The organism is Mesorhizobium sp. B2-7-1 (assembly GCF_006440735.1).
In the GTDB taxonomy this organism is placed as follows: Bacteria; Pseudomonadota; Alphaproteobacteria; order Rhizobiales; family Rhizobiaceae; genus Mesorhizobium.
On the sequence record NZ_VFUA01000106.1, the window covers coordinates 1 to 22,797 of the forward strand.

Sequence of the window (22,797 nt, forward strand, 5' to 3'; positions counted from 1 at the left end):
CCTCTGGCGGGGGCGAGGAACCAGGCTTGCGAAGGTCGCAGGTAAGTTGGAGCGGGCTAAAAATAAGGTTGAAAAGACGATTGTATCTGAGTCTGTGAGCTAACGAGGAAAGCTCAGTCGTAGCGAGATTTATCTCGCTGCGACTCTAGCTAAAATACTCCTGCAGAGGCCGCACCTCAAGGTTCCCCGCCCGCAGCGCCGCAATCGCCTCAGCCACGGCCGCTGCACCAGACAGCGTCGTGTAATACGGCACCTTCTGCATCAGTGTTGCCCGGCGCAGCGACTTCGAGTCCGACACCGCCTTCTGGCCGTCGGTGGTGTTGAAGACGATCTGGACCTGGCGGTTGCGGATGGCGTCCTCGATGTGGGGGCGGCCTTCGAGGACCTTGTTGATCTTTTCGGCGACCACGCCATTTTCGGCGAGGAAGCGGGCGGTGCCGGAGGTGGCGAGCACCTTGAAACCCTGGCCGGCGAGGCGTTTTACGGCCGGCAGGATGCCCTTCTTGTCCTCATCGCGCACCGAGACGAACAGCGTGCCCGCGCGGGGGAGATCGACACCCGCTCCAAGCTGGCTCTTGGCGAAGGCCAAGGCAAAGTCGCGGTCGAGGCCCATGACCTCGCCGGTCGAGCGCATTTCCGGTCCGAGCAGGATGTCGACGCCGGGGAAGCGGGCGAAGGGGAAGACGGCTTCCTTGACCGCGATGTGGCCGGGCCGCCTGGGATCGGGCATGGCGCCGTAATGGGCGAAGGCGTTTTCCAGCGTCTCGCCGGCCATGATGCGGGCCGCGATCTTGGCGATCGGACGGCCGATGGTCTTGGCGACGAAGGGCACGGTGCGCGAGGCGCGGGGGTTGACCTCCAGCACATAGACCGTGCCGCCCTTGATCGCGTATTGCACGTTCATCAGGCCGCCGACGTTCAGCGCGCGGGCAAGCGCCGCGGTCTGGCGCTCCAGCTCGTCGACGAGGTCCGACGGCAGCGAATGCACCGGCAGCGAACAGGCGCTATCGCCCGAATGGATGCCGGCTTCCTCGATATGCTCGAGGATGCCGGAGACGAAGGTCGCCTTGCCGTCGCACAGGCAGTCGACGTCGACCTCGATGGCGCCGGACAGATAGGTGTCGAACAGCAGCGGGTTTTTTCCCAGCAGCGTGTTGATCTGGCCGGTCTTGTCGTTGGGGTATTTCTGCTTGATATCCTCCGGCACCAGGCCGGGCACGGTGTCGAGCAGGTAGGTCTGCAGCATGCCCTCGTCATGGATGATCTGCATGGCGCGGCCGCCGAGCACATAGGACGGGCGCACGACCAGCGGGAAGCCGAGCTCGCCGGCGACGAGGCGGGCCTGCTCGACCGAATAGGCGATGCCGTTCTTCGGCTGGCTGAGGTTGAGCTTGTGCAGGAGCTTCTGGAAGCGGTCGCGATCCTCCGCCAGGTCGATCATGTCGGGCGAGGTGCCGAGGATCGGGATGCCGGCCTTTTCCAGCGCGTCGGCCAGCTTCAGCGGCGTCTGGCCGCCGAACTGGACTATGACGCCGACCAGCTCGCCCGAGGCCTGCTCGGCGCGCAGGATCTCCAGCACGTCCTCCGCCGTCAGCGGATCGAAATAGAGGCGGTCGGAGGTGTCGTAGTCGGTCGACACCGTCTCCGGGTTGCAGTTGATCATGATCGCTTCATAGCCGGCGTCGCGCAGCGCAAACGCCGCATGGCAGCAGCAATAGTCGAACTCGATGCCCTGGCCGATGCGGTTCGGGCCGCCGCCGAGGATGACGACCTTCTTGCGCGACGACACGCGCGCCTCGCTGGCGAGCTCGCCGACGAAGGGCACTTCATAGGTCGAGTACATGTAGGCGGTCGGCGAGGCGAACTCGGCGGCGCAGGTGTCGATGCGCTTGTAGACCGGATGGACGTCGAGCTTCTGCCTGGCCTTCTGGACGGCATCGGCATCGGTCTTCGTCAACGAGCCGAGGCGGGCGTCGGAAAAACCCATTGCCTTCAGCATGCGCAGATTGACGGCATCCTGCGGCAGGCCGTGCTCACGGACGCGCTCCTCCATGGCGATTATGCCGGCGATCTGGTCGAGGAACCACGGATCGATCTTGCACATGGCGTGCACATCTTCCAGCGAGGTGCCCATGCGGATCGCCTGCGCTACCATGCGCAGCCGGTCCGGCGTCGGCGTGCCAAGGGCGGCGCGGATGGCGTTGCGGTCGTCGGCGTGATTGGCGGCGGTGCCGCCGTGACCGAGGCCCGGGATCTCGATCTCGTCCAATCCCGTCAGCCCGGTTTCCAGTCCACGCAGGGCCTTCTGCAGCGATTCCTGGAAGGTGCGGCCGATGGCCATCACTTCGCCGACGGACTTCATGGCGGTGGTCAGCACCGGCTCGGCGCCCGGGAATTTTTCGAAGGCGAAGCGCGGGATCTTGGTGACGACATAATCGATGGTCGGCTCGAACGAGGCCGGCGTCGCGCCGCCGGTGATGTCGTTCTCCAACTCGTCCAGCGTGTAGCCGACGGCAAGCTTGGCCGCGACCTTGGCGATCGGGAAGCCGGTGGCCTTGGAAGCAAGTGCCGACGAGCGCGAGACGCGCGGGTTCATCTCGATGACGACGAGGCGGCCGTCGGCCGGGTTGACGGCGAACTGCACGTTGGAGCCGCCGGTCTCGACGCCGATCTCGCGCAGCACCGCGATCGAGGCGTTGCGCATCATCTGGTATTCCTTGTCGGTCAGCGTCAGCGCCGGCGCTACGGTGATGCTATCGCCCGTATGCACGCCCATCGGGTCAAGGTTCTCGATCGAGCAGATGATGATGCAGTTGTCCGCCTTGTCGCGGACGACCTCCATCTCATACTCCTTCCAGCCAAGCACGCTTTCCTCGATCAGCACCTCGGTGGTGGGGGAGGCATCGAGGCCCGACTGGACGATGTCGTAGAATTCGGCGCGGTTGTAGGCGATGCCGCCGCCGGTGCCGCCCATGGTGAAGGAAGGGCGGATGATCGCGGGAAGGCCGACATGGTCGAGCGCCTGCGCTGCGATCGCCATGCCATGGCTGATATAGCGCTGCTTGCGGTCGCCTTCGCCGAGGTTCCAGCGCGTTTCCAGCGCATCGAGCGCGGCGTCGAGGTTTTCCGGGTTCTCCGCCTTCAGCGCCGCGCGCTCGGCTTCGTGGGTCTTGCGGTCGGCGTTCTTGACGTCGGTGGCGTTGGCCAGCATCGACTTCGGCGTTTCGAGCCCGATCTTGCTCATCGCCTCGCGGAACAGCGCGCGGTCCTCGGCCTTGTCGATGGCGTGCGCGTCGGCGCCGATCATCTCCACTTGATAGCGCTCCAGCACGCCCATGCGGCGCAGCGAAAGCGCTGTGTTGAGCGCGGTCTGGCCGCCCATGGTCGGCAGCAGCGCGTCCGGCCGCTCCTTGGCGATGATCTTGGCCACCACTTCGGGCGTGATCGGCTCGATATAGGTGGCGTCGGCCAGTTCCGGGTCGGTCATGATCGTGGCCGGGTTGGAGTTGACCAGGATGACGCGGAAGCCCTCTTCCTTCAGCGCCTTGCAGGCCTGGGTGCCGGAATAGTCGAACTCGCAGGCCTGGCCGATGACGATGGGGCCGGCCCCGATGATCAGGATCGACTTGATGTCGGTGCGTCTTGGCATATTCGAAAAATCCGTTCGGCGAGCGGCTTGCACGAAAAACCGGGACGGGGGAGGACCCGGCCGGTTGTGCTTGCGATTCTGGTATCAGGCTAGGAGGGCCTTATAGGGAAGAGTTTTGGCGGATGTAACCCCGAAAATGAGGGGAGTAGGGGAGTAGGGGAGCATGGATCCGTGCCGGCTCTAAACATATTCCCTTACTGCGCTATTCCCCTACTCCCCTAAATTCTAATCCCCCAACGCCAGCGTGTCGGTGATCTCGAAGCGCTCGGAAACGCCGACGCGGATCATGTTGAGGCTGCCTTCACGCGTGAAGCGGAATTTGTCCGGCGAGTCCGAGCCGCTCGGCTTGCCGTCATGGAAGGTGATGACTCGGCTGCCGCCGTCCGGCCAAGTCACCGTCACGGTGCTGTCGCCGCCGGCGCGCGCGACGCTTATCTCGCAACGGGTCATTGGCTGGCCGACACGACGAGCGCAGGGGATGCCGGCGTCCGGGGCAGGGGCGTCGGACTGAGCGTTTGCCGCGGCCGCGAAGGCGAGACCATAGGCATCCTGCATGGCGGTCCTGCCGATCTCGGTCGCGGAAGGCGGCTCGGCCGGCTCGCCGCCGCCCAGGCGCGCCGCTATATCAGGCTGCGCCTCCTCGGGAGGTGGTTGAGGCGCGGCGGCGACGGTCGCCGGCGCGGCGGCGTCAGGGGGCGGGGCCGGATTATTGGGACTGAGATAGCGGCCCGGCGCCCAGCCGATTATGTGGGCGTCCTGCGTGTCCTCGACCTTGCACCATGGATAGTTGTTGACGGCCTTGCAGCCGTAGTTCTTGACGGCCGCGCCGTTAGGCAGGCGCGCTTCGATCTTTCCTGCCGACGAAGCGGTGGCGCGGATGTTGAGGAGATCGTCGGGCGCGAGGCCGCCGATAATCGAGATGATCGGTCCCGGCGCTTCCTGAGCCAAGGCCGGCAGGGCGGCGAACAGCAATGGAGCGGCCAGGAGCAGCGTCGTTGGGAGCGTGACCTTGCGCTTCATATGAGCTCCGCTCAATCCCTCACAAATCCGGTCCGCAGCGCTTGTGCCCATTCCGGCCGTCCCGCCTGTTCGGCCTGCTTTGCGGCGGCTTCATGGTCGTAGTCCACGGCGATCGTCTCGAAGCGGCTGGGATGGCCGTCCCGGAACTCGACGATGCCGTAGCGGGCGTGCGGCGAGCCCTGTTCGGACACATGCGCCGGCGGCGTATCGTCGTCATAGGCCGGGCACCCGACGCTGCCGGGGTTGAAGACGACCGGACCGCTGGGGATGCGGATCAGCTCGCTGCGGTGGCTGTGACCGCACAATACCAGGCGGCTGCCCGGATCGAGCGGCTTCAGCCGACGTCGGATCGCGGCGAACGGCGCTCGCACCAACTGGCCGTCGACAATGGCGTCGGCAAGATATTTCTCGTCATGATCCGGCCGGGCGTGGAAGGCGACGACGCCGGGCGCGACCTCCAATGTCAGCGGCAAGGCGAGCAACGCCTCGCGCTGCGACTTGGTCAGCCGTTCCTGGGCGTAGCGATCGGACGGCCACATGGTTTCGTCGGCTACGTCCTCGGCCACGCGGCGATCGTGATTGCCGCGCACCGTCGGCAGGTTCAGCGCCTCCAGACGTTCCATCGTCTCGCGCGGCCAGAGTGGGCCGGAGACGCAGTCGCCGAGATTGACGGTGATGTCGAAGCCGCCGCGCGACCGGAGATCTTCCAGCACTGCATCCAGCGCCAGCACATTGCCATGGATGTCGGCGATAACCGCGATGCGCATGGATCAGGCCGAAACCTCGACCTCGGACGTCCCGACCGCGGGCAAGGCAGTGTCGCCCTCAGCCGCGGCAATCACGCTGTCGAGCAGCCCTGGGAAACGCTTGTCGAGGTCGTCTCGGCGCAACGTGATCAGCCGGCTGGTGCCGACCGCTTCGCTGCGGGTGACGCCCGCCTCGCGCAGCTTGGCGAGGTGGTAGCTGAGATTGGTCTTGGAGGCGAGGTCGAGGAACTTGCTGCAGTTCAGCGGCACGCCTTCCTTGCTCGCCAGATAGCGCACGATGGCAAGGCGGGTCGGGTCGCCGAGCACGGCAAGCACGATCGGCAGGCTGATCTGGTCGGCGGTTGGATGGGGCAGGCTCATGACCCAGAATTAAGCACAAACGGCACGAACTTCAACGCGGCTCCTCTTTGCGCCGATAGGCGCTGCTTCTTCATTCTCGGCCCGTCCTGACACAGGGCTGTCAGCAGGGTTCTGCTATTTTGTCCGGGCTCGGTTGACATCATGCCTTGCTATGTCCAATTGTTCAATAACTTTTGAACTAAGGACAATTCCCCATGGACAAGCGGATCTTCTGGCTGGCGCTCGGATCGTTTGCGATCTCGACCGAAGGCTTTGTCATCTCGAGCCTTCTTCCCGATATTGCATCCGATGCCGGCATATCCGTGCCGCTCGCCGGCTCGCTGATCACCGCCTTCGCGCTTGCCTATGCGATCGGCGCGCCGGTGCTGGCGACGCTGACCGGCGAATGGGACCGGCGGCGCGTCATCCTGTGGACGCTGGTGTTCTTCGTGATCGGCAATCTGGTGGCGGCGGTGAGCTCGTCCTTCGAGCTGCTGTTGATCGCGCGCATCGTCATGGCGCTGTCGTCCGGCCTGTTCGCGGCGACCGCGCAAGGCACGGCCGTGGCGCTGGTCGACGACCACCACCGGGCGCGCGCCATCGCGGTCGTCGTCGGCGGCACCACGGTGGCCGTGGCGGTCGGCGCGCCGCTCGGTGCGCTGGTCGCGGCGATCGCCGGCTGGCGCGGCACGTTCTTCGCCATCGCCGGGCTCGGCGCGCTGTCCGGCGCGATCCTGTGGTGGCGGCTGCCGCGCGGCATTATCGGCACCAGGCTGCCGCTGAAGCGCAGGCTGGCGGCGGCCGTGCGGCCCGGCGTCATGCCGATCCTGCTGACGACGGCGCTTGCGCTGGTCGGCGCGTTCACCGTTTTCAGCTTCATCGCGCCCTTGGCCATAGAAGGCGGCGGGTTGTCGCCGATCGCGCTGCCGGGCATGCTGCTCGCCTTCGGCGTCGGCGCCGTCATCGGCAACATCGCCGGCGGGCAGGCCGCCGACCGCTTCGGCGCGACCCGCACCGTCGCCTGGTCGCTGGGGCTGTCGGCCGCGATGCTCGTCACCTTCTCGCTGATCCCGACCTTCCTGCCGCATCATCTCGCCGGACCGGCGCTGATGGCCATGATGGTGCCGTGGGGCATCGTCGGCTGGGCCTTCCCTCCGGCGCAGGCGAGCCGCATCATCAAACTGGCACCCGACGCCGCCCCCATCGTGCTGTCGCTCAACGCATCGGCGCTTTATTTCGGCGTCGCGCTTGGTGCCATTGTCGGCGCCGCGGTGCTGCGCTTCGGCGCGCCGGCCGATCTCGGCCTGATCGCGGCGGCGTTCCCGATCGTCGGCCTCGGCGTCGTGCTTGCCGGCCGGGCGCTGGCGCGGCCGGTGGCGATGCCGGCCGAATAATTGCTCCAAACACTGACTGGCGGCCGCTTCTTCAGTTCGCCGCTTCTTCAGTTCGAAGGAGCGGCCGTTGGCATTTCCAAGTTCAAGTCGGCGACCGCGTCCAGCGCCGCGCGCAGCTTCGCCGCTTGCTCTGCGCCGACCTTGTCCTCGAATTGCTGCTGGGCGACGCTCCACAGCTTGATCGCTTCGTCCAGCTTGACCTCGCCCTGTGGGGTCAGCCGCACACGCTTGACGCGGCGGTCTTCCTTGTCGGCAAAGGTCTCGATATAGCCATCTCTAATCAGCGGCTTCAGCGTGTGGCCGAGCGCGGAAAGATCCATGATCAGCGCCTCGGCAATGGTTCCCATCGCCGGCTCGCTGCTGACATGGATCTGAAACAGCAGGCCAAATTGCGTGCCCTTCAGGCCCGAAGGCGCCACCGCGTCGTCGTAGAAGCGGCCGAGGCTGCGCGCGGCGCGGCGCAGGGTGGCGTTGTTGCAACGGCTAAATCCGGGCATCCGAGCTTCGGTCATGTTCACTCCTTGCCGGCGCATAGGAGCGCCGGCCTGCCGCAGAAATAGTTTTCGCCGCCGCCGTTGACAAGATAGTGGCATATACCTACTTCGGCAAAAGTGGCATATGCCACTAATTGAAATTATAGGTTCGACTGGTGATACGATCATCGGCGCCGAGCCGAGCGAAGCGAACAAAAGGAACAGGACAATGAGCACGAAGGACAACAAGGGCACGGCCGTCATCACCGGCGCGTCGTCGGGCATAGGCGCGGTCTATGCGGATCGGCTGGCGGGGCAGGGCTACGACCTGGTGCTGGTGGCGCGGCGCGCCGACCGGCTGCGGGAGCTGGCGGACAAGCTCGCCTACGCCTATGGCCGCAAGGTCCAGACGATCGTCGCAGACCTTGCGCTCGATGCCGATTTGCGCCGCGTCGAACAGGCGGTGTCGACGGACGACAGCGTGACGCTGTTGATCAACAATGCCGGCGTGGGTGGCCTGGAGACGATTGCCGACGCCGACGCCGACGCGGCCGAGCGCATGATCAAGGTCAATGTCGTGGCGCTGACCAGGCTGACCCGCGCAGTGCTGCCGGAACTGCTTGCGCGCAACCGTGGCGCCATCATCAACATCGCCTCGGTCGTCGCCTATGGCATTGCCGTCGGCGGCATCTACAGCGGCACCAAGGCCTATGTCGCCAACTTCACGGAAGCGCTGCAGAAGGAAGTCGCCGGCACCGAGGTGAAAGTCCAGTCGGTCGTGCCCGGACCGGTCCGCACCGAGCTATGGGACGTCTCCGGAATCAGCCTCGACAGGCTCAATCCGGACTGGATCATGAGCGCCGACGATCTGGTCGACGCGGCACTTGCCGGGTTCGCCCAGGGCGAGACCGTCACCGCGCCCGGCCTTGCCGACGCGGCCGGGCTGACCACCTATCTCGGTGCCCGGGACCAGTTCTTCGGCAGCCTGTTCTCAGGCAAGCCGGCGGCGCGCTACGCCGTCTGAGCGCTGGTCCCTCGCCCCGCAAAGCGGGGAGAGGTGGCCGCGGAGCGGCCGGAGAGGGGCTTTCGTAGGGTGATCCCGTCACCGAATAATTGGCAACCTTGGGCGCCAGTCCCCCTCTCCGTCTCGGCTTCGCCGAGCCACCTCTCCCCCACCTTCGTGGGGGCGAGGAACTGGCATCACACGGGCCGCCACATCTGCAGGATCGAGGCGGCCAGCAACAGCCCGAGCACGATGTTCAGCGAGCGCCACTGGCGTTCCGTCTTGAGCAGGCGGGCAAGCAGGGTTCCCGCCACGCACCACAGAGACAGCGAGAATGCCGCGGCCAAGCCGAATACTGCGCCCAGCAGCAGCGCGAGCTGCAACGGACCATCCGCCAGCGCCGCGAAAGATGCGGCGGCGCCGAGCCCCATCGCCCAGCCTTTCGGATTCATCCACTGGATGCCGGCGCCACCGAAAAAGCTGTTCGGCCTGGCCATGCTGATGTCGAGATTGGGCGGACCGCTGCGGCCGATCTTGACCGCAAGCCAGATGAGATAGAGCGAGCCGGCGATTTTCATGGCAAGCTGCAGGGATGGAATGGCGGCTAAAAGTCCAGCCAGACCGGCGGCGCCCGCAGCCGCCACGGTAGCCAGCCCGGCGGCGCTGCCGGCCATCAGCGGCACCGAACGGCGAAAGCCGAATTGCGCGCCGGAAGCGGTCGAGAGCGTCGTGGCGATACCGGGCGTCGAGGTCGAGATCAGCGCGAACAGGACCAGCGGGATGATGGTTTCGGACATGCGGGCTTTCCAGTCGAAGGAGCCGACATGCTTAGGCGCTTCACGACATCAGTAAATGCAATGTTTGATATAGTTTGCATTATGGATTATAATACCAGCCATGATCCGCGATCTCGACACGACCCTCATCCGCACCTTCGTTACCAGCGCCGACAAGGCCAGCATGACGGCGGCCGCCAATGCGCTTCACCTGACGCAAGGCGCCATCAGCCAGCAGGTCAAACGGCTGGAGGAGGTTCTCGGCCAGAGCCTGTTCGAGCGTGATCGGCGCGGCCTGAAGCTGACGCGCTCCGGCGAGCGGCTGCTCGACAAGGCCAGGCGCCTGCTGCAGCTCAACGACGAGATCCTCGCCGAGATCAAGGGCCGGGCGGTGGCCGGACAGGCGCGAATCGGCGTGCCTTACGATCTCGTCGGTACGCTGCTCGCGCCGGTGCTTAAAGCTTACGCCGAAGCCTATCCGCAGGTGGAGATTTCGCTGGTCTGCGCGTCCTCGCCGGAGCTCGCGGCGGCACTGGCGGCGGGCACGATTGATCTCGCAATTATCGAGGAACGCGCCGGTCCGACCGCCGGCGAATGCCTGCTCGTCGACCGGCTGGTCTGGGTCGGCGCCCGAGGCGGCTCGGCGCGTCTGAAACGGCCGCTGCCGGTTTCGATCGTCGCCGACACCTGCGCCTTCCGCCCGGCGGTGCTTGCCGCGCTCGCCGAGCACGGGCTCGATTGGCGCACCGTGTTCGAGAACGGCAACATCGATGCCACGACCGCGACGGTGCGGTCGGACCTTGCCGTGACCACCTGGCTTGCCTCGACGGTTCCGGCCGATCTCGACATCCTGTCCGATGCCGGCCTTCCGGCGCTGCCGAACTTTTCCGTCAACCTGCATCTGCCCAAGCACGCCACCCAACCGGCCGCGCAGGCTTTCGCCAGCTATATCCGCGAGGGTCTTTCGCGCTATCGCCAGGCGGCGTGAACGGCCGGGCGATCAGCCGTTCGACGCAGCCATGGCGACCGCCAATTGGGCATCGAAAGCGCGCTTGAAGGCCGGCCGCGCCTCGCCGCGGGCGACATAGGCGGCAACGTTCGGGAATTCGTTCAGCAGCCCGGATCTCTGCAGCCGGCGCAGAACGCCCACCATGACGAGGTCGCCGGCGCTGAAGGCGCCATCGAGCCATTCGCTATCGCCCAGGTGGCGGGAGAGTTCGGCCAGCCGCTTGCGGATCCGGTCGTCGACCAAGGGCAGGCGCTCATCATGCCACGGCGCGTCGCGCTCCAGGATCACGGCTGTCGTACGGTCGAGGACCGGCTGCTCGATGGTGCTGAAGGCCGCGAACATCCAGGCGATCGCGCGGGACTGGGCGTTCGCATCCTCAGGCATCAGGCCCGGGTGGCGCACCGCGATGTGAAGGACGATGGCCCCTGATTCGAACAGAGCGAGATTGCCTTCTTCATAGGTCGGGATATTGCCGAAGGGGCTGATCGCAACATGTGCGGGTTGCTTCATCGCATCGAACGAAACGAGACGAACGTCATAAGGCTGGCCGACTTCCTCGAGCGCCCAGCGCACGTGCATGTCGCGCGCCAACCCCCTGCCGCCGTCGGGCGATCGTTCGAAGGCGGTAATGGTGGGCATCATCGGCGGGCTCCTGATCGTTCAGTCGTCGTTGCAAAAGGGAGGCTTCATAAGACGAGTGCGCGGCAGGCCCGGCCTGCCGCGCGACTGCACTATTTCCAGTTCTTGCGCCGTTCGATCTCGGCTTGCGAAGGCTTCTCCTGGGCAAACGAGCCCGTGCGGATTTCGCCCGCTCGCTCATAGGTCGCGATGATGACGCCCGTGGCGGAAGTCTGCGATTTGACGAGCTTGAAGGCTGCCGGCATCGCGTTGTCGCCGAACAGCCGCTTGCCCTTGCCCAGCACCAGCGGGAAGATCATCAACCGGATTTCGTCGATCAGCCCGTGGGCGAGCAAGGTCTGGGTCAGATTGCCTGAGCCTTGGATGAGCAGGTCGGGTCCGTCTTCCTGCTTGAGCTCCTTGAGCCTGGCAACGATGTCCGATCCGAGCGACTGGGTGTTCTGCCAGGCCAGCGAATCCGGCCGGTGCGTGGCGACATATTTGACCGCAGGGTTGAAGACATCCGCGATCTGATCGTTCTGATACGGCCAATGCGCGGCGAAGATGTCGTAGGTTCTGCGGCCGAGCAGCAGGGCGAAGGGTTTGGAGAACAGTTCCTCCATTGCCGCGCCGCCCACCTCGTCGAAGTAATGGAAGGTCCAGCCGCCGAACTTGAAGCCGCCGACCGGATCCTCTTCCGGCCCGCCGGGCGCCTGCATGACGCCGTCGAGGCTTACGAATGTGGCGGCGATGATCTTGCGCATCTTTATTCTCCGTTTTCACGATCCGCGCCATCGCGGCCGGATTTCTGCCTAGAGTGGTTTGACGCAATTCCGGACGGAAAGCCGCTTCGCGCTTTTCCTGGAATTGCTCTGGATCGGAATGACGATTCATTGAATCGTCATTCCGATCCAGCTCTTTGTTGGAGCATGATCTTTTCCGAAAACCGGTTCCACTTTTCGGGATCATGCACCTAGGACGAACGGCAAGGCGCGTTTTCGACAAGAGCTTTTAAAATTTCTGTCGCGGGCTGTCGGCGCGAATTGCGCGCGATGAGAACCAGACGTCGCCGAACACGGCGGTTGCGGTGCGGTCCGGCGCCTTGTCTTTACTCAGCCAGATCGAGCGGGTGCGCGCGGCGCGCTCGCGGGTCGGTATTTTCGCGCCAGCCTCGGCAACGGAGGCGCCGACGCAAGGGATGAACCAGGAGCCCATGAAGGGCCGGCAGGCAAAGCCGTTTTCCAGGCGGGTTATCAGGACCGCAAGGCCGACGGTTTCGGACGGGCGCCACGGAAAGATCATGCGGCCGCCGGGCTTCAACGCTTTCAGCCACGCGGCGGGCGGAGCGGCGACGCCGGCATTGACATAGATGACGTCGGACGGTGGCGGCGCATTGGCGACAGCGTCGGCTTGGACCACCTCGATGTTGCCGTACCGGGCAAGGTTCGCCTTGGCGCGCGCGGCCAGACCGGCCTCCAGTTCGAAGGCCATGACGACGCCCCCCGGCTCGACCAGCTTTGACAGCAGCGCCGTGTAATAGCCGGTGCCGGCGCCGATATGGGTGACGTGCTCGCCAGGCTTCGGATCGACCTTGCCGATCCACATGGCGTGCAGAAGCGGCTCGCCATTGTTGATGCCCTTGTCGGCATCGAGCACGACAAGCACGTTCTGGTAGATATAGGCTGGATCGGCCTTCGGCGTTTCGATCCTGCCGTCGCCGGCAAAGACGGTCCAAGGCCCCGGGCCGAGAAAGGCTTCACGCGGCACGGAAGCAAACACCTGCTCGATGCGCGGGTCGGCCCAACGCGCCTGCGCCGCCATCAGCCTGGCGTAGAATTTGCGGGCGTCGTCCGATCCGGCCATGCTTGAAGAAGATAGCGCGGCCGGCGCGAATGTCGCGGTCAGCCGGCGATGGTGTCGTAGAGCAGCTTGAAGTTGAGAACGAGGATGATTGCGGCCACCACCCAGGCTAGCGCCGCGACGCCGCGCGGTATGGCGAAACTGCCCATCTTCTTCTTGTCCGACACGAACTGCACCAGCGGGATGACCGCGAAGGGCAGCTGCATCGACAGCACCACCTGGCTGAAGACCAGAAGTTCTGCCGTGCCCTTCTCGCCGTAGAGCGCCGTGACCACCACCACCGGGACGATGGCGATCCCGCGTGTCAGGAGGCGCCGTGCCCATTGCGGGATGCGCAGCCGCAGGAAGCCTTCCATGACGATCTGGCCGGCAAGCGTCGCGGTGACCGTCGAGTTGAGGCCGGAGGCGAGCAGCGCGACGGCGAACAGGATCGAGGCGATGCTCAGGCCGAGCAGCGGCGACAAGAGCTCGAAGGCCTGGCCGATCTCGGCGACGTCCTGGTGTCCGGTACCGTGGAAGGCGACAGCCGCTACGATCAGGATCGAAGCGTTGACGAACAGCGCCAGGATCAGCGCTATGGTCGAATCCGTCGTCGCCCATTTGATGGCGTCGCGCTTGCCGGCATCGGTGCGCTCATAGGCGCGGGTCTGCACGATCGAGGAATGCAGATAGAGGTTATGCGGCATGACCGTCGCGCCAATGATGCCGATGGCGATGTAGAGCATCGCCGGGTTGGTGACGATCTCGGATGACGGCACGAACATCGAATGCAGGATCGTGCCGGCCGGCGGCGCGGCGACGAATATCTGGATGGCAAAGCAGCCGAAGATGATGATCAGCAGTGCGATGACGAAGGCTTCGAGATAACGGAAGCCCTTGTTCATCAACAGAAGCACCAGGAAGGCATCGAGCGCGGTCAGCATGGCGCCGCCGATCAGCGGAATGCCGAACAGAAGCTGCAGCGCGATCGCCGTGCCGATCACCTCGGCGAGGTCGCAGGCGATGATCGCCAGCTCACAGGCGATCCAGAGCACCAGATTGACGGGGCGCGGATAGTAGGCGCGGCAGGCCTGGGCGAGGTCGCGCCCGGTGGCGATGCCGAGGCGGGCGGACAGCGCCTGCAGCAGGATCGCCATCAGGTTCGACAGCATGATGATGAAAAGCAGCGTGTAGCCGAACTGGGCGCCGCCGGCGAGGTCGGTCGCCCAGTTGCCCGGATCCATATAGCCGACCGAGACCATGTAGCCGGGTCCCATGAAGGCGAACAGGCGGCGGAACCAGGCGCCAGTCTGCGGCACCGCGATCGAGGCGTTCACCTCGCGCAGGCTCGGCTGCTCGTCGTCAGGCCTGTCGAATCGCCATGCGGGTCGGGCTACGGTTGCTGCATCGGCGTCGGACATGAGGGATTTCCGCTGGAACGTATCGAAGGTACACCTTATCTACGCCATGGCTCAACATTATGCAATAGGCTATATTTCATTGATCATGCTTTCGTGATGCGCTTGGGCAAGCCTGGACGCAGGCGACCGCGAACGCCGGTTGCGCCCGCCCGGGAATGCAAATAAACGCCGGACCATCAGGGGTTCGTGTTATGGATACGATCCCGATTCAAGGAGGAGCGCGTATTGGCGCTGAGGAACAAACCAGTTCGACGCGAAGAGCCGCTTCCCGATGCCGAAATCCATTCGGAAGGATTCCGGCAGCAGCGCCAAGCGCGCCGCAGCGCGCTGGTCGAGGACTATGTCGAGCTGATCGCCGACCTGATCGAGGACGGCAACGAGGCGCGGCAGGTGGATATCGCGGCGAGGCTCGGCGTCGCGCAGCCGACGGTGGCAAAGATGCTGACCAGGCTGTGCGCCGACGGACTGGTCTCGCGCAAGCCCTATCGCGGCGTGTTCCTGACCGAAGCCGGCCGCAAGGTCGCCGAGGAAAGCCGCATTCGCCACCAGACGGTGGAGGCCTTCCTGCGCTCTCTCGGCGTCAGCGCCGAGACGGCGCGCATCGACGCCGAGGGCATCGAGCACCATGTCAGCGCCGAAACGCTGGAAGCCTTCCGCCGGGCAATGACGCATCGCCAGGCGTAGGAGCTCGATCCGCCCGAGCACCTTGAAACGGAACCGACGCATCTCCGCCGCATTACTTCCCACATCGCGCGATTGTCGCGCTTAGGGAGGAAGCAATGGGCATCGAACAAGCACCGACCGCCAAGGGGAAGCAGGCAGCCGGGGGATTGCGGCAGGCGGCCGCCAGGGACGAGCGCAAGACCGAGGCCGAGACCGGCCATCCGCTGAAGAAGGGAGCGGCGCGTTTTGAGGAACGTTCGAAAAGCTCGGACGGCAAGAGCGCCGGCGCCAAGCAGAAAAGTCGAGGTTTTTAGCCGGTTTATGGTCGGTGAGCCTTGCCTGTCCGATTGACGCTCCCGGCGCGTCCGACATTTGGCGGGAGCGAAAAATTCTGTGACTTAGGCCAGCCGTTGCGATAATTGTCTGCAGGGGATGGTCGCGGGCCAGTCCCTCCAGGACATTCGCGTTGCGAGGAGTTGCCATGCTTTGGAGAGGCCGTCGTCAGAGCGACAACATCGAGGATGACCGTAGCGACAGCGGCGGCGGACTTGGCGGTGGCTTGGGCGGCGGTGGCCAGTTCCGCCTTCCTATCGGCGGCCGTACCGGAGGCGGCGGCAGCATCCTCCTAGTTGTCCTGGTCGTGCTCGCAGGATGGTATTTCGGTTTCGACCCTTCGCAGATCCTGGGTGGCGGCGACGGCGGCCTGCTGCCGGGTGGCGGCGGCCAGATCACCGACAACAGCGGCTCGCAGGATAATGGCGGCGCGCCCGCCAATGACGAGATGAAGCAGTTCGTCGCGACGGTGCTGGCGGAAACCGAAGACACGTGGACGGGCATTTTCAAGGCGCAGGGCCTGACCTACGAGGACCCCAAGCTGGTGCTGTTCAGCGGCCAGGTTCGTTCGGCCTGCGGTTTCGCCTCGGCGGCGGCCGGTCCGTTCTACTGCCCGGGCGATCACAAGGTCTATCTCGACATGACCTTCTTCCAACAGCTCGACCAGCAGTTCGGCGCTTCCGGCGAGTTCGCGCGCGCCTATGTGGTGGCGCACGAGGTTGGGCACCATGTGCAGAATCTCACCGGCATCATGGGTAAGTTCAACCAGATGCGGCAAGGCATGAGCGAGGCCGACGCCAACCAGCTCTCGGTGCGCATCGAGCTCCAGGCCGATTGCTTCGCCGGCGTGTGGGCACATTACACCGCGCAAAAAGGCATATTGGAGCAGGGGGATATCGAAAGCGCGCTGAACGCGGCCAAGCAGATCGGCGACGACACGCTGCAGAAGAAGATGCAGGGCTATGTCGTGCCGGAAAGCTTCAACCATGGCACCTCGCAACAGCGGCAGACATGGCTGGCGCGCGGCTACAAGAGCGGCAAGCTGTCCGACTGCAACACCATGAGCGGTCCGATCTGAGGGGCGGTTCCGCTTCTTTTCGGGCGACGATCCGCGATCGGCGGCAGCTGGCAAGTGATGTCAGCATAAGAGTTTTGCTTTCGTTCGCGGATTGTTCCCGTCGCAAACCTCGCCTATAAGGTCCGTCCCGCCCGTGCCCCGAGGCGGATGAGGAGCTTGTCACCATGATCGACCCGAAAACCGCCAGGCGGGGCCTTGCGCTCGTTTTCACGACGCTGCTGCTCGACATCATCGGCTTCGGCATCATCATGCCGGTGCTGCCGGCCTATCTTGAGGAACTGAGCGGCGTCAGCATCAGCGAGGCCGCGATCGAGGGCGGTTGGCTGTTCTTCGTCTATGCGGCGATGCAGTTCTTCTTCGCGCCGATCATGGGCGGCTTGAGCGACCGCTTCGGGCGGCGGCCGATCCTGCTTGCCTCGGTGCTAACCTTCTCGATCGACAATCTTATCTGCGCCGTCGCCTGGTCCTATCCGATATTGTTCATAGGCCGGGTGCTGGCCGGAATTTCCGGCGCCAGCTATTCGACGACGTCCGCCTTCATCGCCGATATCTCGAACGACGAGAACCGGGCGAAAAATTTCGGCCTGCTCGGCATCGCCTTCGGTGTCGGCTTCGTCATCGGCCCGGTGCTGGGCGGCCTGCTCGGCACGTTCGGGCCGCGCGTGCCATTCTTTTTCGCCGCCGGGCTCGCTTTCGCGAATTTTCTGATCGCGATGTTCTTCCTGCCGGAAACGCTCGACCAGCAGCACCGCCGCCGCTTCGAGTGGAGGCGCGCCAATCCCGTCGGCACGCTGCTCCAGATGCGCAACTACAAAGGCATCGGCTGGATCGGGCTGGTCTTCTTCCTGATGACGCTCGGCCACATGATGTATCCGGCGGTCTGGTCGTTCGTCTCCAGCTACCGCTACGGCTGGAGCCAGCAGCAGATCGGCTTCTCGCTCGGCGCCTTCGGCCTGTGCGGCGCGATCATCATGGCGACGGTGCTGCCGCGGATCATTCCCAGGCTCGGCGAGTGGAAGACGGCGGCTATCGGGCTGACCTTCACCGCGCTCAGCGCCTTCGGCTACGCGTTTTCGACGCAAGGCTGGATGATCTATGCGGTGATCGTGGCCGGTTGCCTGGAGGCGCTGGCCGATCCGCCGCTGAGGAGCCTCGCCGCCGCCAAGGTGCCGCCTTCGGCGCAGGGCGAATTGCAGGGCGCGATGACCTCGATCTTCTCGATCACCTCGATCATCACGCCGCTGCTCTACACGGCGATCTTTTCCTGGTTCACGAGCCCGACCGCGCCGGTCGTGTTCGGCGGCGCCCCTTATATGCTGGGCGCGATCTTCCTGACGCTGGCGGTGATCGTCTTCGTGACGAAAGTTGCCAGGCCGGCGCCGAAGGAAGTCGAGCGCCTGCACACGCAGGAAGCGGCGGTGACGGACGCTGCGTGAGGATGACTAATGGATGTCGCCCAGAAGTGTGCTCGGTTCTGGGACAACGACATGCATCAAAACAAAGACTTAAAGCGCGTCGCCTGAATCCGGTTCAGCGCGACGCGCTTTAAGGCTCGATCCATTCGCCGGGGATATCGAGCGCCTTCGCCAGCATTGCGCTGGTCTGCTCGGACGGCTTACGGCGATTGGATTCGAGGTCCGACAAGAAACCCTGGCTGACACCGATCGCCGCTGCCAGCTCGGCTTGGGTCAGCTTTCGCCAGTTGCGCAGCGCCTTTAGTCGACTGGAGCCGCGCAAGACATCCATGGTCACGTCCGCGGGCAACGCCCTCTCGGTTTTGAGGTCGGCTTTGCGCTCGTCGTAGATGGCGACATCCGCGGCATCTTCGAGAGCCTCCTCGGCGGCATGCAGCAACGCCTCGTAATCCGCTTTGGGGATCACGACCAATTCCTCGCCGGTTGAGGTTTTGATGATTTGCGGGGCATTCATGACATCTTGTCCTGCTATGACCTGCTGTAGGTTGTTGTCTCGCGTTTTCCTATGTAGATCGCCAGGATAGTGGTGCGATCCTCATCGAAAATAACTCGGTAGCGGCCGATCCGCAGCCTGTAGCCGTTCCTACCAGCTAAGCGCTTTACATCTCCTCGACCGCTTATCGCGTAACCTATCAGGCCCTCGGATACTTGGTTCCGAATGTCGGCGGATAGATTGTCGAGATCACGAGCTGCGGCTGCCGAGAGGATGATAGCCTTCACGGAATATCGCCGCTCTAACCTCTATCTTGGCGATATTATAGCTAACACACACGGCGTGTCAACGTTCGGCCAGCGCTTCCTCGCCGCGCCGTTCGCGGATCAGGTTGACGAAGCGGCGGAAGAGGTAGTGCGAATCCTGCGGGCCGGGCGAGGCTTCGGGATGGTGCTGGACCGAGAAGACAGGCCGGCCGGTCAGCGCGATGCCGCAATTGGAGCCGTCGAAGAGCGACACATGGGTTTCCTCGACGCCTTCGGGCAGCGAGTCGGCATCGACGGCGAAACCGTGGTTCATCGACACGATCTCGACCTTGCCGGTGGTGTGGTCCTTGACCGGATGGTTGGCGCCGTGGTGGCCCTGATGCATCTTCTCGGTCCTGCCGCCGAGCGCCAGCGCCAGCATCTGATGGCCGAGGCAGATGCCGAACACCGGGATTTCGGTCTTCAAGAGGCTCCGGATCACCGGCACGGCATATTCGCCGGTCGCTTCCGGATCGCCGGGCCCGTTCGACAGGAAGATGCCGTCCGGCTGCATGGCCAGGATCTCCTCGGCGCCTGTGTTGGCCGGCACGACGGTGACCTTGGCGCCGAGGCCGGCCAGCAGGCGCAGGATGTTGCGCTTCACCCCGTAGTCGATGGCCACGACATGCATCGATGGCGCGTCCTGCTCGCCAAAACCCTCGTTCCAGACCCAGGGCGTCTCGCGCCAGACCGAAGACTGGCCCGACGTCACCTCCTTGGCGAGATCGAGGCCGATCAGGCCCGACCAGGCCGCGGCCTGGCGCTTCAGGTCCTCGATATCGAAGACGCCATCGGGCGCATGCGCGATGACGGCATTGGGCATGCCCTTCTCGCGGATCAGCACGGTCAGCGCGCGGGTGTCGATGCCGGACAGCGCGACGATGCCGCGCCGCTTCAGCCACTGGTCGAGATGGCCGGCGGCGCGATAGTTGGACGGGTCGGTGACATTGGCCTTGAAGATCGCGCCGACCGCGCCGGCGCGGGCCGCGGGATGCAGGTCCTCGATGTCCTCGTCATTGGTGCCGACATTGCCGATATGCGGGAAGGTGAAGGTGACGATCTGGCCGGCATAGGACGGATCGGTGAGGATCTCCTCGTAGCCGGTCAGCGCCGTGTTGAAGCACACTTCCGCGACGGCCGATCCGGTGGCGCCGAGACCGCGGCCTTCGATCACCGTACCGTCGGCGAGGACCAGAAGGGCGGTCGGCTTTTCGGTGGCCCAGGGGGCGGTGGTCGTGGCCATGGCGGCACTCCTGTCTGTCGCGTCCAAAACGGTCGGCAGCACCGTTTGCGCGGCAAGGCGCGCGAGCTGGACATTTCAGCTCCCACGCGTTGATTCTAGTTGGTCATGTCGTTTTCCCAAAACAGCTACGCACTTTTGGGCGACATGACTCCATTGTCTTATGCAGGACCGAGTACATAGGGGAAGCCGCGAGAGCGGTCAATGCGCCGCCCCCGGACCGCAGCCGATTTGCTTTCGTCCAGCAATATCAGCGGCTTGGCCGGATTTGCGTTGGCCGTTCGGCGAAGCTATTGTCCGCCGCATTCGAAGGAGAAGCACGATGCGCGAGAAAATCGCCGAATCCATGAAGAGCGCGATGAAGGCGCAGGACAAGCACCGCCTGCCGACGCTGCGGCTGATCCAAGCCGCCATCCACGACCGCGACATCGCCAATCGCGGCGCCGGCAAGCCGCCGGCGAGCGAGGAGGAGATCCTGCAGATCCTCGCCAAGATGGTGAAGCAGCGCGAGGAATCGGCCAAGGCCTTCGAGGACGGCAAGCGGCCGGAACTGGCGGCGCAGGAACGCGGCGAGATGGAGATCATCCGCGAATTCCTGCCGACACAGCTCGACGACGCAGCGATCATGGCCGCTGCGCGCGAGGCGATCGCGGCCACGGGCGCCGCCAGCCAGAAGGACATGGGCAAGGTGATCGGCGCGCTGAAGCAGAAATATGCAGGCCAGATGGACTTCGCCAAGGCGAGCGCCATCATCAAGGGGCTGCTGCAGTAGGGCGCTGCTTCGCTAATCCTTGCACATCGGAACCGGCTGCGGCGGCGGCGCCGGATGGTCCTTCTTGTACTGCGCGATGATCGGCTCCAGCGTCTTCTTCGGCCAGAATTTGGGCGCGCCGATCTCCTTCAGGCAGGAGGCGTTCCAATAGGTTCCCGCGCCTGAGAGCGCCTGGCCGCCGGACTTGGCGCGCGCGACGGCGGCGATGTCGCGCGATTCCGGATAGATGTAGAGCGTCGTCGGGTTGTTCTTCACCAGCGGGATGATCTGCTCGGCATCGGCGGGCGACCAGCTGGTGCAGCCATTGCTGCGACCGCCGGCATAGTTGACCAGCTTGCCGAACGGGACGAGGCCGTCAGGGTCGGCGTATGAGCTGTTCGGGTCCTTGCGCATGCACATGCCCCTGAGCAAGGCAGCCGGATGCCCGCCGATCACGCGCTGCCTTGCGTTCGCCGCTTCGCCTTCGCCGTCGAACTGGATGAAGCTGCGCATGAACACCGCGTTCTGCGCGCCGACACGGTAGTAACCCTTGAAGGACGTCTTGGTCTCGGCGGTCATGTAGGCGCCGCCGGCGGTGAGCTCGGAATCCATCGCATTGCCGAAATTCTTCGCGCAGCGCCTGCCATTGGAGAAATCGGCAACGCCTTTCAGGTTGCGGCCGCCGCCATGGCCCGATGAGACCGCGCGGAAGAGCTGCTTGGCCTCGCAGATGATGTAGTAACGCTGGCCGAGCACGCTGTTGCCGAGATCGCCGGGACGCGTGGCATCCATGGCGAAGTAGCAGGGGTTGCTGACCGAGCCATCGCTGATTTTCTTCTGGTAGAGCGCGCGCGCCCTTTCCAGCACGACCTGGGAGATCTGGCCCTCGCCGTCGCCGACATGGCGCTGCAGCCAGTCGGGAACGGTCGACGGACGCAGGGCCGCGAACGAGCTGACCGACGCCGTCAAAGCGGCGAGGATCGCGACAAGACAGAAGATGGCCGCGCCCAGCGGAAAAGATCTCAACCGCACCGGTTTGCCCCTCCTGTCGAAGCGTTGTCTGGCACCCGTGAATCACCCGGGCCGATGATAGAAGGTCTCGCATGTGTCGGCGAAACACTTCTAGTTTAGCGCCCTTGAACGTTCGCGATTTGAACATTCGCGATTTTTGATTGCCGCGAGCGCCGGTTTGCGGTGACCCCGAGCCTGATATCCGATGGGCTCATCGGCGTCAGCTCATGCCGCGGCATGGCGAGATCACTCCTCAGGTTGAAGGCCCGTCGGGAAAACCACGGAACATAAGTGGCTGGCGATGGCCTCTACCGGTGGCGAAAGCTCCTGCAACGCTATCAAGGCCAGTTCCAGACGAGGGAGTATCGGAAACCTCTCGGAAGGGCCGAGGCGCCGCATACCGGGCGCGATGGTATTTTCCGCCAGAATTGCCGCGCCGAGACCGGCGACGATTGCTGCTTGTACCGCCGCAAGCCCCTGGCCGGTAAAGGCGATTTGCCAGGCCCGTCCGCTCGCGGTCAGCGTTTCGATGGCTTGAGAACGATAAAGGCAACCGTGCGGGAACACCGCCAAGGGAACTATGTCCACGGAAGGGTCGAAGCCCGGCGAGGCAACCCACACCGCATGTTCAGGCCGCGCCGCGAGCGCCGGACCTCCTCGAGCTTGCTTGGCCAGCACAAGGTCGAGCTCGCCGCAGGCCCGCAACCGGTTGAGAACATCACCCCACGCGGAAGTGACCTCCAGCCTCACTTCGGGCACGTGTAGTCGACAGGACTCAAGAAGCCGTACCAGCAAGCTGCTTTCAAGGTCCTCGGTCACCCCCAGGCGAACCACCGCTTGCCTGTTCTCCCGCGAGACCACGGTGCGCGCTTCCGACGAAATGTCGAGCAACCTGCGCGCATACGGCACCAGGACCTCTCCCGAGGGAGTCAATGAAACGCTCCGCCCTGCGCGCTGACGCAAAATCAGCGGCTGCCCCAGCTCTTCCTCCAGGCGGCGTATCTGTTGGCTGATGGTGGATTGCGTCCGCGCGAGGCGATCCGCCGCACGCGTAAAGCCATCCGCCTCAACCACGGCCAGGAAAACTCGCAGCAGTTCGAGGTCCATTTCATAATCCTGAATTGCGATTAAAAACATCGAAACATTTAATTTTACAATTAATCTGCCACCCCCACAATGGCTCCCTCGGGATAGGTCCTG

General features: G+C 64.5%; 22 protein-coding genes. 8 read left to right on the top strand and 14 right to left on the bottom strand.

Translation table 11 applies throughout. The features are described 5' to 3' along the window. Window positions 1-145: 145 nt before the first annotated feature. The 4 genes from carB to FJ471_RS28110 all read right to left on the bottom strand — a co-directional run bounded on the left by carB (window position 146) and on the right by FJ471_RS28110 (window position 5,796). Window positions 146-3,649: a carbamoyl-phosphate synthase large subunit gene (gene carB, locus FJ471_RS28095; protein WP_140808030.1), complete on the bottom strand. Its 3,504-nt coding sequence runs from the start codon at window positions 3,647-3,649 to the stop codon at window positions 146-148. Between the two features lie 225 nt (window positions 3,650-3,874). Then, window positions 3,875-4,669 carry an SH3 domain-containing protein gene (locus FJ471_RS28100; protein ID WP_140808032.1) on the bottom strand — a complete coding sequence of 265 codons (795 nt, stop codon included), beginning with the start codon at window positions 4,667-4,669 and terminating at the stop codon, window positions 3,875-3,877. A gap of 11 nt (window positions 4,670-4,680) precedes the next feature. Then, complete coding sequence (locus FJ471_RS28105) at window positions 4,681-5,436, bottom strand: metallophosphoesterase family protein (protein WP_140808034.1); 756 nt, start codon at window positions 5,434-5,436, stop codon at window positions 4,681-4,683. Window positions 5,437-5,439: 3 nt separating this feature from the next. After that, window positions 5,440-5,796, bottom strand: coding sequence for a helix-turn-helix transcriptional regulator (locus FJ471_RS28110; RefSeq protein WP_140808036.1), 357 nt, complete (start codon window positions 5,794-5,796; stop codon window positions 5,440-5,442). 194 nt (window positions 5,797-5,990) lie between these two features. On the opposite strand from FJ471_RS28110, the gene FJ471_RS28115 reads away from it, so the two are divergent. Further along, window positions 5,991-7,169 (top strand): MFS transporter, encoded by a 1,179-nt coding sequence (locus FJ471_RS28115; protein WP_140808038.1) that lies wholly within the window; start codon window positions 5,991-5,993, stop codon window positions 7,167-7,169. Window positions 7,170-7,216: 47 nt separating this feature from the next. On the opposite strand, the gene FJ471_RS28120 is transcribed toward FJ471_RS28115, so the two are convergent. Then, entirely contained in the window at window positions 7,217-7,681 is a 465-nt protein-coding gene (locus FJ471_RS28120; protein WP_140808040.1) for a MarR family winged helix-turn-helix transcriptional regulator, read from the bottom strand. 190 nt (window positions 7,682-7,871) lie between these two features. On the opposite strand from FJ471_RS28120, the gene FJ471_RS28125 reads away from it, so the two are divergent. Next, on the top strand, window positions 7,872-8,666 hold the full coding sequence (locus FJ471_RS28125; protein ID WP_140808042.1) for an SDR family oxidoreductase: 795 nt from the start codon (window positions 7,872-7,874) through the stop codon (window positions 8,664-8,666). 176 nt (window positions 8,667-8,842) lie between these two features. On the opposite strand, the gene FJ471_RS28130 is transcribed toward FJ471_RS28125, so the two are convergent. Further along, window positions 8,843-9,442 (bottom strand): LysE family translocator, encoded by a 600-nt coding sequence (locus FJ471_RS28130; RefSeq protein WP_140808044.1) that lies wholly within the window; start codon window positions 9,440-9,442, stop codon window positions 8,843-8,845. A gap of 100 nt (window positions 9,443-9,542) precedes the next feature. On the opposite strand from FJ471_RS28130, the gene FJ471_RS28135 reads away from it, so the two are divergent. Beyond that, window positions 9,543-10,409 carry a LysR substrate-binding domain-containing protein gene (locus FJ471_RS28135; protein ID WP_140808046.1) on the top strand — a complete coding sequence of 289 codons (867 nt, stop codon included), beginning with the start codon at window positions 9,543-9,545 and terminating at the stop codon, window positions 10,407-10,409. Between the two features lie 12 nt (window positions 10,410-10,421). Here FJ471_RS28135 and FJ471_RS28140 read toward each other — a convergent pair whose 3' ends face one another. The 4 genes from FJ471_RS28140 to FJ471_RS28155 all read right to left on the bottom strand — a co-directional run bounded on the left by FJ471_RS28140 (window position 10,422) and on the right by FJ471_RS28155 (window position 14,308). Continuing rightward, window positions 10,422-11,072 carry a glutathione S-transferase family protein gene (locus tag FJ471_RS28140; RefSeq protein WP_140808048.1) on the bottom strand — a complete coding sequence of 217 codons (651 nt, stop codon included), beginning with the start codon at window positions 11,070-11,072 and terminating at the stop codon, window positions 10,422-10,424. A gap of 89 nt (window positions 11,073-11,161) precedes the next feature. Continuing rightward, window positions 11,162-11,812: a dihydrofolate reductase family protein gene (locus FJ471_RS28145; RefSeq protein ID WP_140808050.1), complete on the bottom strand. Its 651-nt coding sequence runs from the start codon at window positions 11,810-11,812 to the stop codon at window positions 11,162-11,164. Between the two features lie 247 nt (window positions 11,813-12,059). Continuing rightward, window positions 12,060-12,911, bottom strand: a complete 852-nt coding sequence (locus FJ471_RS28150; RefSeq protein WP_140808052.1) for a protein-L-isoaspartate O-methyltransferase — start codon at window positions 12,909-12,911, stop codon at window positions 12,060-12,062. A gap of 38 nt (window positions 12,912-12,949) precedes the next feature. Further along, window positions 12,950-14,308 (bottom strand): Nramp family divalent metal transporter, encoded by a 1,359-nt coding sequence (locus FJ471_RS28155; protein ID WP_140808054.1) that lies wholly within the window; start codon window positions 14,306-14,308, stop codon window positions 12,950-12,952. A gap of 225 nt (window positions 14,309-14,533) precedes the next feature. On the opposite strand from FJ471_RS28155, the gene mntR reads away from it, so the two are divergent. The 4 genes from mntR (at window position 14,534) to FJ471_RS28175 (ending at window position 17,818) form a co-directional block, all read left to right on the top strand. Beyond that, on the top strand, window positions 14,534-14,992 hold the full coding sequence (mntR, locus tag FJ471_RS28160) for a manganese-binding transcriptional regulator MntR (protein WP_040996705.1): 459 nt from the start codon (window positions 14,534-14,536) through the stop codon (window positions 14,990-14,992). Window positions 14,993-15,087: 95 nt separating this feature from the next. Next, window positions 15,088-15,285: a hypothetical protein gene (locus tag FJ471_RS28165; protein WP_140808056.1), complete on the top strand. Its 198-nt coding sequence runs from the start codon at window positions 15,088-15,090 to the stop codon at window positions 15,283-15,285. A gap of 167 nt (window positions 15,286-15,452) precedes the next feature. Beyond that, on the top strand, window positions 15,453-16,382 hold the full coding sequence (locus tag FJ471_RS28170) for a neutral zinc metallopeptidase (RefSeq protein WP_140808058.1): 930 nt from the start codon (window positions 15,453-15,455) through the stop codon (window positions 16,380-16,382). A 164-nt stretch (window positions 16,383-16,546) separates the two neighbouring features. Then, complete coding sequence (locus FJ471_RS28175; protein ID WP_140808060.1) at window positions 16,547-17,818, top strand: TCR/Tet family MFS transporter; 1,272 nt, start codon at window positions 16,547-16,549, stop codon at window positions 17,816-17,818. A 109-nt stretch (window positions 17,819-17,927) separates the two neighbouring features. On the opposite strand, the gene FJ471_RS28185 is transcribed toward FJ471_RS28175, so the two are convergent. Then, window positions 17,928-18,263 carry a helix-turn-helix transcriptional regulator gene (locus tag FJ471_RS28185; protein WP_224667136.1) on the bottom strand — a complete coding sequence of 112 codons (336 nt, stop codon included), beginning with the start codon at window positions 18,261-18,263 and terminating at the stop codon, window positions 17,928-17,930. A gap of 372 nt (window positions 18,264-18,635) precedes the next feature. Beyond that, window positions 18,636-19,838 (bottom strand): glutamine-hydrolyzing carbamoyl-phosphate synthase small subunit, encoded by a 1,203-nt coding sequence (gene carA / locus FJ471_RS28195; protein ID WP_140808064.1) that lies wholly within the window; start codon window positions 19,836-19,838, stop codon window positions 18,636-18,638. 319 nt (window positions 19,839-20,157) lie between these two features. Between carA and FJ471_RS28200 the strand changes: the two genes are divergently transcribed. Beyond that, window positions 20,158-20,607 (top strand): GatB/YqeY domain-containing protein, encoded by a 450-nt coding sequence (locus FJ471_RS28200; protein WP_140808067.1) that lies wholly within the window; start codon window positions 20,158-20,160, stop codon window positions 20,605-20,607. 12 nt (window positions 20,608-20,619) lie between these two features. Here FJ471_RS28200 and FJ471_RS28205 read toward each other — a convergent pair whose 3' ends face one another. Continuing rightward, window positions 20,620-21,618, bottom strand: coding sequence for a hypothetical protein (locus tag FJ471_RS28205; RefSeq protein WP_140808069.1), 999 nt, complete (start codon window positions 21,616-21,618; stop codon window positions 20,620-20,622). 225 nt (window positions 21,619-21,843) lie between these two features. Next, the gene (locus tag FJ471_RS28210) at window positions 21,844-22,704 is read right to left on the bottom strand and encodes a LysR family transcriptional regulator (protein ID WP_181179796.1); all 861 of its coding nucleotides are present in this window, start codon (window positions 22,702-22,704) and stop codon (window positions 21,844-21,846) included. Window positions 22,705-22,797 lie beyond the last annotated feature (93 nt).